Below are 15,999 nucleotides of genomic sequence, written 5' to 3' on the forward strand. Positions count from 1 at the left end.
ATCATAATCAAGTCAGGCTACACTATATATTTGACGAAAAACCTTGAATCAGAGTTTCCCTATTCTCAATATTTAGAATTGACTCAGATTCACCCTATTGTAATAAATAGATTGGCGCTTTCACCCAGCCACCACAGGAAAGCACCAATCCAAACGTGGCATACTGCCAAGAAGCCACAAAAGCATATTACTAAAGCCTAAATTGTCTTGATTCAAGCTCTAATCTATTAATAGCCTAATTGCTGGGTTTTTCCATCAGAAATTATACGGAACTTTTTTAGCAAAAAAGAACATCGTATCTCCGAGAAATTATGGAGAAAAACCCCAATAAAAAGGAGCGGGTTATCACCCACTCCCTTAATTTATAGTAATCGCCCGACTCACGGTGTTTGACATAGACTGAGGCAACAAAGCTAGATTTTCCTCTGTGTTGCCTTGCTCCGAGCGCTTTCTATTCTGCTAAAAATTAATCCCGATTAAAGGCAATCAGTAGGCGCAGAATGAAGATAAATAGGTTGATGTAAGTCAAATACATCGATAATGCGGCGGATAAATACTGTTTGTCGGTGTAAGCACGGGGAAGCAAATAAAAATCAACCACCGCCGCCCCCACAAATAGCAACACTCCCAGGCCAGAAATCCCAATTTCTAACCAAGAAGGGGCAATGATTCCAAAGAAACTCAGGACAAATTGGGCTAAAATCACCACGAATAGGGAAATAATTCCCAGACGGATAGTTTTGGTCAAAGCCATCCCATCGGACTCGGAGAGGTTAGACCCAATCGAACGCGCCCCGATAAAGGTGACTCCACATCCTAAAGCCGCCACCCCAATTCCAGAGACCCCAACACCACTTGTACCTAATGCCAGGGCTACTAGACCTGTGAGGGTATAGCCCGTTAGTAGGCTGTAGGTTGCTAATAGTGGTAAAGCCGCCTGATTATTACCCTTGTTGGCGATACCCGAAGCCACAAAAAACAAAGCGATTTGGGCAATGAAGGCGACCCAGAAGGTCGTCATAAATAATCCAGGGTTAGCCGCGGCAACATTCAGACCCCCAAAAGTACCCAGGGCGGTCAGAATTAACCCGCCTCCCACATAGGGTAAGGCGTTAGCAATCACATTAGGGCCAACAATAGCCTCATTTCTAGCCTCTCGTACAGCTTGACGGAAATTACTGGTACTGGTCATATCATCCTTCCATAATCAACACTACCTCCCTATAATTTAGCGAACCCTGGGAATTTGGGGTAGATGTTGATTTCCACATGGGGAGGGAATTACGAATTACGAATTACGAATTACGAAGGGGTAATACTTCGACTTCGCTCAGTAACAGGGTAATGGGTAATGGGTTATATAGCACTACGCATTAGACATCTCCGAAATAAAAATGGGGAGGGATACTTGATGGTAAAATTAGATTTTACCCCAAGGAGAGATGACTAAATTAAGAGGCTATCTGGACAAGAATCCCCAGCAAACAAAAAGGCTATTGTCGATGAACAAATCTTACTAACTCTAATTTATCTGCATCAGATGCCCACATTTCAAATGTTAGGGTTACAGTTTGAAGTGAGTGAATCAACAGCGAATGATATTTTCCATAACTGGATAAAAATCTTCAGAGAATTACTGCCAGCCAGTTTAGTTGAGCAAGTAAAAAAAAACGAGAGTGATTGGGAGTGGGTAGAAGAAATTCTGCTGGAATTTGAGTTAATAGTAGATAGCTATGAACAGCCCATGCAAAGACCAATAGACAACGAAGAGCAGAAAAAATATTACTCAGGAAAGAAAAAAACACATACGTTTAAAAATCAAGTCATTGTCATGCCGAGCGGGAAAGAAATAGTGGATGTAGCTGTGGGTTATACCGGAGCAACAAGCGATCTGAAATTGTGGAGAGAAAGAAGGGAGGAATTGGGGAATCATCAAAAATACAGGGGGGATAAAGCTTATGTAGGGGAAACAGCAATTAATACACCACATAAGAAACCGAGGAATCAAGAAATATCCCTTGAACATCGAGAAGAAAATCGGTTAAAAGCCAAACAAAGGATTGTAGTCGAACATTTAATAAGACTGATAAAAATTTATCGAGTTGCTTCCGAAAGATTTCGGTTAAAGAGCCAAAATTATGAAGCAGTAATCTTGACAGTATGTGGACTAATAAGATGGCGAATAGGAGCGATTGTATTATCATCTAAGAATTGCCCAGAATACTTTTGAAAAATGATTGAATATCAGAAATAAAATTCATTAATTATTATTAATGTAACTGAAAAAGCCTATGAATCCGTTACTTTAGGAGAACCCGGCACAGGAGTGCTAGAGGCTCAAAAAGTAGCGATAGAGGGCGTTTGAGGATTTTCGGAGATGTCTATTACAGTTAGGATACTTTTAACTCATTCCCTGTTCCCTGTTCCCTGTTCCCTGTTCCCTGTTCCCTGTTCCCTGTTCCCTAACGCTATAGTAATTTTTTATACTCAGAAAAATAAAAATCCCCCTGTAGGAATACAGAGGGACACAATTAACGATCAGTTTTTCAGTCATTAGTAAAAAAATCAAGAGTTAATAGTTAATTAACTCTTACACTGATAACTGTTTACCGATCACTGATCACTGATTTTAGCTGCGGTCAGTTGCCACCACGGGTTCAAAACTAGGAACCACTAACTCATCATTTTGCTTGGTTAACTGGTTGTACAACCGTTCCGTATTCGGGAAATTAGCCGCAGGTAAAGTCGGGTAACGACGATAGGGAACCGTATCTTCCCCGAACAGTTGAGCATATTCCACACTGTTCACCATCGCGTTAATAAACCCTTTCAAGCCATTGGTTGCCAGGATTTGGTTATACTCCCGAATTTCCGCCTGGTTACGAGGAGCGCGACCCAAGAAATGCTTGGTTCCCAACTCAATCACCTTGGTATTGGGATAGGGGGTATAGAACTCCTTGATATACAGAGAAGTGCTTCCCAGTGCCTCAATAAACTCTTTCAGGTTAATTTCATTGTTCCCCAGTTTACTTTCCAGAGCCGTAAACTCATTTCTATTCACATAGGGATCAATATTGCGCTCAAAAACTTGACGATAAGCGGCTTGAATTAGGGTTTTCAGAGCCACTTTATCGGTGGTCGTCGTCAGCTTGAATACCTTGCTTTGTTGGCGTCGTTTGCTGACACCTTGAGCGATGCGATTATCTAACTCAATCTCACCCTTGTTTTGATCTGGGGTACCGAGTTCGATAAACCGAGGCGTGACCACTGCCGTACCCACCGGGTTTTTCTCGGCAAAAGCACCAACTCGACCCGTCCGCAGGAACACACCCCCCGGAGTCAAATACCGTTCATAAGGAACCGTATCTTCCCCAAAGGCTTCGTTGTATTCCTGACCATCGAGAATGGCATCCACCAGGGCATAGAAGCCCTTCTTGGAGCAAAGATCGAAGTAGGTATTCATTTCCTGACGGCCGTAGGTCGGACGACCCAACAGACGCCGATGAATATATTCGATCGCCTTACACACATACAGCGATGTCCAATACATCTTACGGAAAACATCGGACTTGGCTAAGGCGCGAATAAACTCCCGCACGGTAATATCGCCGTTTTCCAGCTTAATTTCCGCAACGGTTTGGCGTTGACCTTCATAGAGTTCCCGGCCAAACACCTGCCGATAAGCCGCCAGAATCACCGCTTGGGTAGAGGTTTCCGAGTAATTAACACTGGTTCCTTTGCTGCTACCACTGCGCTTGAACCGACTGCTAATATAGCCGCCGGGCAGTTGATCCAGTTTGAACACCTTCGGCCCCAAAGACCCAGGATTGTTCCCCCGGGCTGCCGGGTTGCTCAACTGGTTATCGATTCCAGCCCCATTACGGATCAAAATCCGACGGGTATCTTTGCCAAAGGGCGCCGGACGGTTACTGGGATTCCGGGTTTCTTTCGGGAAAATTGCCCCGAACTGAATTTCCAGAGGATCATTCCCAGTTCCGTAAACGTGCTGATCCCGCAGGGGTTGTTTATAGTCTGCGAACAAGGTCACAAACTGGGGAACTTTACGGAAAGGAGCACTGTAGTTAAACAGGTCGATTTGTGGCCCCCAGTTACGGCATTCTTGGGCTTCTTGACCCAAACCGCGTAAATAAGGAACGGTTTCTTCTCCGAAATAATCGGAATATTCCTCAGAATCCACCATCGCATCCACTAGGGCCGATAAGCCTCCTTTGGACACAACCGCGAAATATTTGCTAAATTCTTCAGGAGAACTTAAACCCCGACCTAAAAAGTGACGGGTTGCCAGTTCCACCACCCGACTATTGACATAGGGTTCATAGAAATTCTTCCGGTACAACGGAGATTTCCCTAAGCGGCGGATAAACTCTTTGGTAGAGATTTCGCCGTTTTTCACTTTGGATTCTAAGTCGGAAATTCCCAAGCTGTAGGCGCGGGTAATATCCCGTTCAAACACTTGGCGATAGGCGGCTGTCACCACATCTTGTTTTTCCGTCGAAGACAATCCGGGTTTCATCACGAACTTCTGACGGCGCTCGGCGGCGTTAAAGTAAATTTGAGGTAGTGCTAACCCTTGTTTGTCACTACTGTTAGGACGTTGGCGAACCTTTGTCCCAGGAGTGGCAGCCTCAAATTCGGTGATTAATACCCCAAAATATTGCAGAGCGATTTCTTGAGCTTCTTTGTCTTCTTTCAAATAGCCCAAAGCAGCCCGACGCATTTCTTGCAGGGCTACCAAAGTCGCCGCGCTAGAACAAGCATTTTCAATAATTTCTCGTAATCCCCGGACGTTAACGGCAATCAGATTCGGATCACCTGCCACGATCGCGTAGGTTGTATAACGCAAGAACCAGCTTAAATCCCGCAGGGATTTGGTCATGTTCCTCGGGCCATAACGAGAAACGTTAATCGGCCCGAAACCGGGGGGTAAAAATACCGCTGGCCCCGATCCGGCGTCTACAAAAATTGATTTTAAACCCTCTAACAGGCTGTTACCTCGGCTCTCCGCATAGGAAATCGTTCCTAGTTTCATGCCTTCGGCGACATTACTGCCACCGCCACCAACCGCCACCATTTCGGATGTGGGAGTTTCGCTCGGTTTTTCTAAAAACGCCAGAGGTGAACCTCCGGTGAAAATCCGATTAGCAGCCCGAGAAACAATCAATTCTGCATTTTGTGTCAGAATTTGAGCAATTTCTAAACGTTTCGCCCCAGAACTGAAATAGGTTGCCAGTTCACTTAATTCGCTTTTGCCCAAAAAGCGATCCTGTTGCTCCGCTTGGGAAATGGTGGCAACGGGTACGGTTTGATATAGTTGCGGACGTGCAACTGAGCTTCCACCACTTGCTTTTACACTCATTTGATCTCTATTGCTCCCTATCTGAATCTTTAACAGTATGGAACCTGAAATATGGTACTGTTCTCAAACAATAAACGGATTAGTCCCGGCTGAATCGCCCTTGCGCTTTCAACCCTATCCGCGCTTGAGTTGTTGCCAATTTAATCTTTCAGATTAAAATGATTTTGGCTGAATTAACCAGACATTTATAAAAAAGCGTACCGACAATTATTGTATAGACTTGAGTGTAGTTATCTGAGAAAAAAGAATAAGTTTTGTTACGTTGGGGGCGTAGTCACTTTTGACCGTTGGCAGTTGACCCTCAACCCAAAGTAAACTTTGATCTCTTGATCTACTGTACAGCAATCAATCCCTAAATTTTTAATCGGTTACAACGATGGAAGAAGTGAGTTCTGCGGTTAAACGGCTTTATGACATCTATCCCTTTCCCCCTGACCCCCTGCTGGATGAACCGCCCCCCGGGTATAACTGGCGATGGTCTTGGCCCGTGGCCTATAGTTTTTGTACGGGTCAGAAACCCCAAAACCAAGCTATCTCTATTTTAGATGCTGGTTGTGGCACGGGTTCGAGTACGGAGTATTTAATTCAACTCAACCCAGAAGCATCGGTTCTCGGGATTGACCTGAGTGAAGGGGCGATCCAAACAGCCATAGAACGCTGTCGTCGGTCTGGAATTTCTACCCCCGGCACTCCCTCCCCAGAATTTCGCTGTTTGAGTCTCTATGATGCGGGACAGTTGGCCGGACAGTTCGATTTTATTAACTGTGTGGGTGTTTTGCACCATTTACCCGATCCAATTCGCGGAATTCAAACCTTGGCGTTAAAGTTGGCCCCCGGAGGGTTAATGCACATTTTTGTCTATGCTGAATTGGGACGCTGGGAAATTCAGTTGATGCAAAAAGCGATCGCCCTTTTACAAGGTGAAAAACAAGGGGATTATAAAGACGGGGTAAAAATTGGCCGTCAGATTTTTGAAGCTTTACCGGAAACCAATCGATTAGTCAGTTATGAATCCAAACGTTGGGGACTAGAAAATCAGCGAGATGAATGTTTTGCTGATATGTATGTTCATCCTCAAGAAATTGACTACGATATTAACAATTTGTTTGAGTTAATTGATGCTTCTGGTTTAGAATTTCTGGGTTTTTCTAATCCGAATTATTGGAATTTGGAGCGATTAATTGGGGATTCACCGGAGTTGGTGGAAAGGGCTAGTCAATTGAGCGATCGCCAACGCTATCGTTTAATTGAACTTCTCGATCCTGAGATGAGTCACTATGAATTTTTCCTCGGACGTTCGCCTTTACCCAGGAATAATTGGTTAAGTGATCAGGCATTATTAGCGGCTATTCCTGAACGTAGTCCTTGTATGAATGGCTGGCCGAGTCAGAATTTATTTGACTATAATTATCAAATTGTCAGTTTATCTGACGCTGAATTTGAGTTTCTGAAAGCCTGTGATCTCAGTTCAGAATCTCCTCGAACAGTCGGGGAAATTTTAACTCAAGTATCTCTTGATTTAGCGGGGGTGCGATCGCTAATTAATCGACAATTAATTTTGTTATCCCCATCTCCAAATTAACCCCAATTTTACAAGAGTTTCCCAACCTGATTTATAGTAACTGACAGGACTATTAGGACAAAATATAGACTTTTCATTCCCCTGGGAAGACACTGAATATAAGTCCTAAGCGTTATGGCAACTGCTATAAATCAGGTGGGGAACAGAGTATTATTCACAACTAACTCATATAGTTAAAATAACTCTCTGATAAGCGTAAATTTTTCACGCCCGAGACAACGCCAATCAAGCCATCCTCAGCGTCAAAGATATTATTCTGATTGGTGTCTCGGAAAATGCCTGTGTCAGAAGTATGTAAAGGAGATACCCCTAAAACATAGTCATTAGAATTGCCAAATAATTGAATCGTGTCTTGATGTTTTTGAAAATCTTTAATCAGTGCATAATCCTTGAGTCCAGCAGACGATAAATCCCCATCGTCGTAATACACCCGGTTTTTGCCCAAGATGAAAGTATCTTTCCCTCCTCCTCCAATCAGGACATCTATTTCATCTGTTCCCGATGAGGAACCCGTGACGAGATCAAATACACCGTCTAGGGTATCATTGCCTGCCCCTCCTACTAGGATATCATTGGATGGAGAAGTGATGGATGGTACACCTTGAACACCACCATTGCCCAGTAGAAGATCATCCCCCGGGCCACCTCTCAAATAATCATTGCCACTACCACCATCGAGGGTATCGTTGCCAGAGTCACCCTCAAGGAGATCATTCCCCAGGTCTCCACCGAGACTATCGTTACCGATACCACCAAAAATCTGATCGTCTCCATTTTGTGCAAAAATTCGGTCGTCACCCTGTTCGCCAGACAGAGTATCATTGTCCTCAGCATCAGTGGAGCCACCACCGAAAATCAGATCGTTTCCTCTACCACCATGGACGATATCGTTTCCCTCGCCAGGACGAATATCATCATCACCATCACGTCCAAAAATCTTGTCCTGACCCGATGTGCCGTCAATCAGATCAGAAGAATGGGTTCCTAATATGAGATTAAATTCTGATTGATTTTTCATGATTGCACAATACCTTGATGATTCATGAAACACGCGCAGTTCAAGGTTTGAATTGATCGAATGAGGGATTACAATTCAAACAAAATTTGAAAAATCTTTGAAACCAAGAGTTACACTGCCTCGTCCGGTCTGAACAACGGTCAAATTTCTGATGGATACCTTCATATTTTAGTCGAATAATTATAAATACTGATAATTATTATATTTTCTTAACTTAACCTTTAGGAAAATAGGAGAATCCTGAAAAGCTAAAATCTTGATCCGAACTCATTGATAAAATTTTATTTTGTTTAATCAATATCTGTCTAAGGGAAGACTCTTTTCCCTATGTTTACTATTATCATTTGTATAGATAACTGAAGCAAACTGTAAAAAAATCAGTGTAGCTCAATTCGGTTTATTTAACCAGAATCAAGCCAATACGGAGAATATCATGAGTTTAGAAAATCGCGTTAAAGCAACCGCTAAAAATATTGAAGGTAAAGTTCAAGAAGCAGTGGGAGATGTGACTGGAGATCCCCAAACTCAAGCGGAAGGACAAGCCAAGCAAGCCGAAGCAAAAGTCCGTCATACGGTTGAAGATGTGAAGGATGCAACTAAAAAAGCTATTGACTAATCAGTGATCAGTAGTCATTAATCTGTAGTCAGTCTATTAAATATTGCACTGACTACGGGTTAGTAAATTGGATATTTTTGATATCAATATTTTCAGGGCAATTATAGTATATTATCTTTGAGGCTGGCTTGGTGTATTCCTAGTCAGGTTTTTCTGTGTTAGACCTTGATCAGCATTTCAGTTGCTATGAAACATAAAATTTAAAATCAATGGAAGATCCCCAAAAGACTCGTGTTATTCCCGTTGGAATTATGGCAGGAATTGCCGCCTGCTTAATTGCTGTGGGTGCGGGGTTAAGCTGGTGGACATTAAGCTCCCGTTCTCCCAAAGAACCGGTTGTTTCCTCCCCAACCCCAACTTTACCACTGCCCACCCCCTCGCCATCGCCAACCGTTGAGAAAATCCTAAACCTCTATTGGGTAGAAGATAAAAACGGTCAATTTGCAATTGTTTCCCAACCGATAAAAATTCAAGCCCAAAACGACCCAACGGTATTTTTAAATATCGCCCTGGATCAATTATTTGCCGGGGCTTCCGACCCAAATCAATTGAGTGAAATTCCCAAAGGAACAAAACTCCTGAACTTAACCACCAACAACGATGACATTTATGTAGACCTATCCCCGGACTTCACCCAAGGGGGAGGTAGTGCATCCATGATCGGACGCCTAGGACAAATCGTTTATACCTCTACGACGCTTAACCCCAATGGCAAAGTTTGGCTATCCGTTGCCGGGAAACCTTTAACAGTATTGGGGGGAGAAGGCTTAGAAATTCCCCAACCGATCACTCGCTCAACTTTTGATCAGGAATTTCAGTTTTAAGGAGATTTGAAAATACCTAGGTTGATTTTTGATCTCGGTGGCTATGGCTGGCCAATAGACCCGGGGATTTAATCGGGTTTAATTTTAATTAATGGCTGGCCATATTCAACGGGAGAACCATTTTGAATTAAAATTTCCATTACCTGGCCAGAAAATTCGGCTTCAATTTCATTCATCAACTTCATGGCTTCAATAATGCAAACGCTCTGACCCGTAGAAATGCGATCGCCAATTGCCACAAATGGCGGTTCATCCGGGGCGGGAGAACGATAGAAGGTTCCCACCATGGGGGAAGTAATTTCGACCCACTTCGATTCCGGCGAAAGGGGTGGAGGAGTCGGTGCCGACGGCGTTGCTGGGGTCTCTGTAGTCAGAGTTCCCCCAACTGGAGCGACAACCGCAGTGGGTATCACCGGAGACGACACCAACTGTGAACCAACCCCCGCAGCAGTTAACAGGGTTTCAACCGGGGACAAAGTTTGAGATCCGGGCGAAACTTCTTTACGAACAGTCAGTTCAAAATCTGCGCTTTTGAGTGTTAGCTCTGAAATGTTAGTTTTATCGAGATCAGCCAGCAATTCACGAAGCTGGTTCAAATCTAGTTGCACAGTTGGTATGTCTCCCCTAAATTTGCAGTCTATCTTGATTCAGTCCGTTGGGTGTGTGTTTAACCCATCGCCCAACAGCCTAAACCGCTAAAATATGAAATCATAGTTCGGCGAGTTTTTATTCTCGACCTTGGTAGCTATCGGTACGGGTATCAATCCGAATCCGTTCCCCCTTAGTAATAAATAAGGGAACCATCACTTGAGCACCTGTTTCCACAATAGCGGGTTTTGTCCCCCCTGTGGCGGTATCTCCTTTGACTCCGGGATCGGTTTCGACCACTTCTAAGGTGACAGAGTTCGGGAGTTCTACTTCCAGAACCTGCTCTCCCCAACGAACCACGTTAACGGTCATGTCATGTTTGAGGTATTTAACCCGATCGCCAATCTCAGATTCCTTCAAACGGGCCTCTTCATAGGTTTCCATATCCATAAAAACGAAGTCTTCCCCTTCTTTATAGGTATGTTGCATTTCGCTTTTTTCCAGAGTCGCTTGAGGAACAGTCTCTCCCGCCCTGAAAGTGCGTTCTACTACACTGCCTGTCTGTGAATTTTTGAGCTTTGTTCGCACAAAAGCAGAACCTTTTCCGGGCTTAACGTGCAGAAATTCTATTACACGCCAGACTGAACCATCTAATACAATCGTGACACCTGTGCGAAAGTCGTTACTGGAAATCATGCAAACTAATACCTGGGCAGAATAATCGGCATCCTATTGTACCCCGGAATGGGGAACAGAGGATTAATTTTTTTCCCGTGCCAACGGGCTAAATAGTGGCAAGATCAGTATAGAGAACAAAAGTTAAGATTTATGTTGCATTTGTCCAATTCCATGAGAAACACCTATAAACATTGGTTGAGAACGGGTTTAGTGGCTGTGCTGCTATTTACCTTATCCGTAGGTCTGAGTGCCGCCTGGTGGGAGGGTGACAGTTCCCCAAAACGCGAAAGTATCCTACCTCAAGGAAACGCTATCACCGATGGTCAAGCCCTCTTACGCTATGCTCTGCCCATTGATAACGAAGCCGCGAGAAAAATTCAAGCGAGTTTAGAAGGGATTCAGTCCCAACTGCGGGGAAAACGCTGGAGTAATATTAACGGCAATATCACCACCGCTTCTCGGGTTTTGACCACCAAAGAGGCAGAATTATTAGCCAATATTCCCGAAGAACGCCAACCCCAAGCTCAAGTTTTAGTTGCACAAATTAAACAAAATATTGATAGCTTGCGGGCAGCAGTTGAAGCTAAAAGCGTGGAAAACCTGCTATTAACCCGGGGTAAAATATTAGATAATATTGGCACATTAGAAGAATTAATGGTTAAGGAATTTCCCTTTGAAGTTCCCGCCGAATATTCTAATTTGCCACAATTGAAAGGTCGGGCTACCATTGAAATCAAAACTAACAAAGGTAACTTAACTGTTGTTGTGGATGGTTATAGTGCCCCGGTGACGGCGGGTAATTTTGTTGATTTAGTGCAACGGGGATTTTATGATGGCTTAAAATTCATTCGTTCAGAAGAATCCTATGCTCTGCAAGTCGGAGATCCTGAAGGAGCGGACGATGGTTTTATTGATCCTAAAACCGGAAAATATCGGGGGATTCCTTTAGAAATTTTAGCCCAGGGAGATCAAGCACCCATTTATAATACCACCTTTGAAGAAATCGGTCGTTATCAAGATCATCCGGTTTTACCCTTTTCTGCTTTTGGAACTTTAGCCTTAGCCCGTCCAGAAGCCATTCCCGACGGCGGATCTTCTCAAGTTTTCTTCTTCCTATTTGAACCGGAATTAACTCCGGCTGGACTTAATTTATTAGATGGTCGTTATGCTGTCTTTGGCTATGTCACCGAAGGAAAAGAAGTTTTAGAAGAACTGCGGAAAGGAGATGTAATTGAATCGGCAAAAGTAATTCGAGGGGCTGATAATCTTGTGCAACCCTCTTAATTTCGGGTAAATTATTAACAATTAACAGAACCGATAAACTGTTAATTGTTAACCTCATTTTTTGTTTAATTTATTGTTTATTAATTATGGCTATCCTAGAGTTAATTTCCATTGCTGGTTTGGGTGTATTAGTAACTTTATTAATTGTAAATTTAGGCAATAATCGAGAACAACAACGTCAATTAGATTCAGCATTTTATCGATTAGTTGCAGCCCAAGGAGGTAAAGTATCTCTGATTCAACTATCAGCTTTAGCCGGAGTTAGCCCCGAAGTCGCCCAAAAATATTTAGATCATCAAGTTCAAGTCTTTTTAGCATTCCCTGAAATTGATGATGAAGGAAACACCTTTTATCAGTTTCCCAAATTGCGTTTACCCCCGCGTTTAGAGCGGGAATGGTAAGGGTAGACGAAGCAGAGGAGCAGGGGGCACTTCGACAGGCTCAGTGGCCGCAGGGGAGGCAGGGGAGGTAAACTCTTTCTATTCCCCATTCGTAATTCGTAATTCGTAATTCCCTATTCCCTGTTCCCTGTTCCCTGTTCCCTATTATCTTGATTGAATTTTTCGCGGAAACTTTTTTCCTGGTGTTTGACGGCTGCTAAAAGTTCAGCATTTTGTAATATTACCCCAACTTGATTATTAAAAACTTGCATATATTTCTGATCATTACTATCAAAACTGACTCGAAATGCTTCGGGAACTTCCGTATCATAACTTAATACTTGATCATCATCTTCAACGGGTTTCTTTTTATTAACTAATTGAGTCACACCAATTAACTCACCATCGGGGTTCCAAACAGGCATACACAATAAACTACAGGTACGATATCCCGTTTTCTGATCGGTTTTTTTAGCCGTTTCCGAGTCAGGATAATCATATAAATCAAAGGGAATATTTAAAGAAACTCCCATTTCCGCAACTTTTCCCGCATACCCTTGACCCACTTGAATTCTAATTTCATGCTCGGAACCATCATTAAAAGTAATTTTAGTCCAAAGTTGATTATTTTGCCGATCTAATAACCATAATGTACTGCGATCTGCCATCATTAAATCCTTGGCGGCAGCCATAACTCGTTTGAGAATTTCATCAAGTTCTAAACTACTTTGGCTCACAGAACGAGTCGCGGCCATTAGAGCGGCTGCAACTCTTTGTCCTCTGGCGGTTTTATGATAGGAACAAAAACTTTCTAAAATCATCCGAATTAAGGGAGCATTTTCTAAAAATTGTTGTTCATCATCACTGGTAAATCCTTGATGATCGATTTTTTCTGATAAGGGAAGACTGCGATCGCATCCTGATTTTAACTTATTAATCGCTTGCACAACCGTCACTAAAATCCCCTGTTCATTTAATAACGGAAAAGCCAACATTGAATAAGTTCGATAACCATTTTTCTGATCCTGTTCTTGAGCAGTTTTTGATCTAGGATCATCATAAAAATCATAGGGAATATTCACGACTTTTTTTAATCTAGCGACTTCTCCCACAATCCCTTTATCGGCCGGAACTCGAATTTCTAAAGGACAATTTTCTTCACTTTCAGCAATCATTGACCAAAATTCATTCCGTTCTTCATCTAACATAAAAATAGTTGTGCGATCTGCATTTAATAACTTTCCGGTTTTCAAGGTAATTGACCGTAATGTGGCATCTAAAATTTCATCAAACCCCTGTCCATCCATAACTTGATTTAACATGGCTAAGGTTTGGCTAATCACGCCTTGGGGAGTATTTTCGGCGTGTTGTTTCATCGCTTCATATTGTCTGGCATTATATAAAGCCACCCCGACTTGGGAATTAAAAATCTGCATATATTTTTGACTATTAGCATCAAAACTTGCTTCAAAACATTCCGGTGCTGTCGGCCAATCATCGGGTTCATATTCGGGAAATTCACCCTGTTTGCGCCTATTAATTAATTGAGTTACACCAATTAATTCACCATCGGGATTCCAAACAGGCATACACAATAAACTACAGGTACGATATCCGGTTTTTTGATCGGTTTTTTGCGATATTTCCGAATCAGGATGAGCATATAAATCAAAGGGAATATTTAAAGTATTTCCCGTTTCTGCAACTTTTCCCGCAAATCCTTGTCCGATTTTTAATCGCAGTTCTCGAATAGATCCGTCTTCAAAGGGAATTTGTGTCCAAAGTTCCTGGGTAATTTTATCTAATAACCATAGGGTACTTCGATCCGCATTCATCAATTTTTTAGCAGCTTTCATCACCCGTTGAATAATTTCTTCACAGTCTAAACTACTTTGATGAACTGTTCTAGTGGCTTCTGTTAAGGCTTCAGATGCTTGTATTTTTTGGGTTAGTTTATAACTTTCATAACAGCTTGTCAAAATGCGTTGTAAACCGGGGGCATATTGTGAAAATTGCTGAGGTTCGATTTCAGTAAATCCAGCTTTATCAATTTTATCTTGAAAAGAATCGGCGGAAAAATGATTTTTTTTAAGTTTATTCACTAAATGAACAAAAGCAAAAATTGTTTGATGATCTTCTCCCAGAGGAAGGGTTAACTGATTATAAATTTGATACCCAATTCTAGGATTTTGGGTTTGGGCAAAAATCGAATACCAATCCGCAGAATAATCTGAAGTCGTGGGAATCGCTTTTTTATAAATCGTAACTCGTCCGGCGGTTTGATTATTAGCTAAAATTGAAATTTTTGTGGTTTGATTTCCGGTGAATCGGGTACTAATTGACCAAATTTCGTTTTTATCTTTATCAATAAAATAAATCGTCATCCGATCCACACACATTAATTCTACCAGTTTTAAGGCAATTGAACCTAAAATTTCACTTAAAATATCATCAAATTCTTTCCCTTCCATTTCTCGCAACATGGACAGGAGTTTTTGTTCTTTTTCCGCAATAATTTGATTAAAACTTGGTTCTTGACTCGCTAGGGTTTTTTGTAACCAATTTTCGTTAAAAACCGTTTCATAAATTCGGTTATAGACTTTTAAATCGGTTCCCTGTTTAACCACTAATCCCGATAATCGCAGTTCCATTTGTTCCACAGTAATATCCGTAGGAATACTACCTTTTCGCAAAATATTTTGATATAAAGTTAAGCGAGATGTAATCCGATTATCGGCTTTTAGAATCCGATCTCGAATGGTTTTTAAATGGGGAGGTTCATCTTGAGATTCCCAATTTTCAATAAAACGGGTATGGATTAACTGTTCAACCCAACTCTGCACTTGAGAACTAGGAATATCCAAATATTGAGTATTTTCAATCACTTTTTGATGAATTAGATAACAGAGTTTTTGAGTTAAAAAAGGTTGTCCTCCTGTCCAGTCTAAAATAGTTTTTAGGACTAATTCAGGCTGACTAATTTTCCCGATTAATCCATTAATTAAGGGTTGCACTTCTTGATAACAAAATCCATTCAGTTGAATGGGACGACCGATATTAAAAGGGTTACAGCTTTTATCCTGCATTAAATCATTGGGTGTGGCGACCCCTAATAAGGCAAAAGTTAATAAGGGATATTCGTCACAAGTTCTAATAAATGCAAAGAAATCATCCACACAAAAATTTAGGCTAAGAATACTATCAACTTCATCAATAAAAATAATAATCGGTTGTTGAATACAGTCTAATAATACCTGTTCAATTAACTCGCTTAACCGTTGAATGGGGGGTAAAAATTCTCGTTCTTGTAACCAAGCTTTTAAATGAATGGGAAGCCGAAAACTGGTGACTAAACGCCTCATAATTCCCGCATACCATTGATCGGGTGTAATATCTTGGGAACCAATTTTTGTTAAATCTACCGCCGCACAAGCAAAACCTTCATCTTGTAGTTGATGTAAAGTTCTGACTCGTAAACTGGTTTTTCCCATTTGACGCGCATTCAAAACATAACAAAATTCTCCCGCTTTTAAGGCTTCATATAAGTCCCTGTCGGCTTGTCGAATTACATAACTAGGAGTATCTAAAGATAGATGTCCACCGACTTTATAATGATAGGTTGGAATAGAGGTTAAATTCATATAATTTAGGT

12 protein-coding genes are annotated in these 15,999 nt (G+C 41.9%); 6 read left to right on the forward strand and 6 right to left on the reverse strand.

Annotated features, from left to right (window positions below):
* Positions 1–466: 466 nt before the first annotated feature.
* Complete coding sequence (locus PL9631_RS07530; RefSeq protein ID WP_083618615.1) at positions 467–1,192, reverse strand: Bax inhibitor-1/YccA family protein; 726 nt, start codon at positions 1,190–1,192, stop codon at positions 467–469.
* 318 nt (positions 1,193–1,510) lie between these two features.
* Between PL9631_RS07530 and PL9631_RS07535 the strand changes: the two genes are divergently transcribed.
* Positions 1,511–2,230, forward strand: a complete 720-nt coding sequence (locus PL9631_RS07535) for a transposase (protein ID WP_269321674.1) — start codon at positions 1,511–1,513, stop codon at positions 2,228–2,230.
* A 399-nt stretch (positions 2,231–2,629) separates the two neighbouring features.
* On the opposite strand, the gene PL9631_RS07540 is transcribed toward PL9631_RS07535, so the two are convergent.
* Entirely contained in the window at positions 2,630–5,377 is a 2,748-nt protein-coding gene (locus PL9631_RS07540; protein WP_083618616.1) for a phycobilisome rod-core linker polypeptide, read from the reverse strand.
* A gap of 376 nt (positions 5,378–5,753) precedes the next feature.
* Here PL9631_RS07540 and PL9631_RS07545 point away from each other — a divergent pair, with 376 nt between their 5' ends.
* A complete protein-coding gene (locus PL9631_RS07545; protein ID WP_083618618.1) occupies positions 5,754–6,959 on the forward strand; it encodes a class I SAM-dependent methyltransferase in 1,206 nt (401 codons plus the stop codon).
* Between the two features lie 160 nt (positions 6,960–7,119).
* Here PL9631_RS07545 and PL9631_RS07550 read toward each other — a convergent pair whose 3' ends face one another.
* On the reverse strand, positions 7,120–7,977 hold the full coding sequence (locus PL9631_RS07550; protein ID WP_083618620.1) for a calcium-binding protein: 858 nt from the start codon (positions 7,975–7,977) through the stop codon (positions 7,120–7,122).
* Between the two features lie 433 nt (positions 7,978–8,410).
* Between PL9631_RS07550 and PL9631_RS07555 the strand changes: the two genes are divergently transcribed.
* Positions 8,411–8,593: a CsbD family protein gene (locus PL9631_RS07555; RefSeq protein ID WP_083618622.1), complete on the forward strand. Its 183-nt coding sequence runs from the start codon at positions 8,411–8,413 to the stop codon at positions 8,591–8,593.
* 209 nt (positions 8,594–8,802) lie between these two features.
* Positions 8,803–9,417, forward strand: coding sequence for a GerMN domain-containing protein (locus PL9631_RS07560; RefSeq protein ID WP_083618624.1), 615 nt, complete (start codon positions 8,803–8,805; stop codon positions 9,415–9,417).
* Positions 9,418–9,485: 68 nt separating this feature from the next.
* Here PL9631_RS07560 and accB read toward each other — a convergent pair whose 3' ends face one another.
* On the reverse strand, positions 9,486–10,025 hold the full coding sequence (gene accB / locus PL9631_RS07565; RefSeq protein WP_083618626.1) for an acetyl-CoA carboxylase biotin carboxyl carrier protein: 540 nt from the start codon (positions 10,023–10,025) through the stop codon (positions 9,486–9,488).
* 118 nt (positions 10,026–10,143) lie between these two features.
* On the reverse strand, positions 10,144–10,701 hold the full coding sequence (efp, locus tag PL9631_RS07570; RefSeq protein WP_083618628.1) for an elongation factor P: 558 nt from the start codon (positions 10,699–10,701) through the stop codon (positions 10,144–10,146).
* A 132-nt stretch (positions 10,702–10,833) separates the two neighbouring features.
* Here efp and PL9631_RS07575 point away from each other — a divergent pair, with 132 nt between their 5' ends.
* Both PL9631_RS07575 and PL9631_RS07580 read left to right on the forward strand, forming a co-directional pair.
* Entirely contained in the window at positions 10,834–11,967 is a 1,134-nt protein-coding gene (locus PL9631_RS07575) for a peptidylprolyl isomerase (protein WP_083618630.1), read from the forward strand.
* 86 nt (positions 11,968–12,053) lie between these two features.
* Positions 12,054–12,368: a hypothetical protein gene (locus PL9631_RS07580; protein WP_083618632.1), complete on the forward strand. Its 315-nt coding sequence runs from the start codon at positions 12,054–12,056 to the stop codon at positions 12,366–12,368.
* Between the two features lie 113 nt (positions 12,369–12,481).
* Here the strand turns inward: PL9631_RS07580 and PL9631_RS07585 are convergent, their stop codons facing one another.
* A complete protein-coding gene (locus PL9631_RS07585; protein ID WP_083618635.1) occupies positions 12,482–15,988 on the reverse strand; it encodes a GAF domain-containing protein in 3,507 nt (1,168 codons plus the stop codon).
* Between the last annotated feature and the right edge of the window lie 11 nt (positions 15,989–15,999).

The sequence above is a fragment of the Planktothrix paucivesiculata PCC 9631 genome, assembly GCF_900009265.2.
Lineage (GTDB): Bacteria > Cyanobacteriota > Cyanobacteriia > Cyanobacteriales > Microcoleaceae > Planktothrix > Planktothrix paucivesiculata.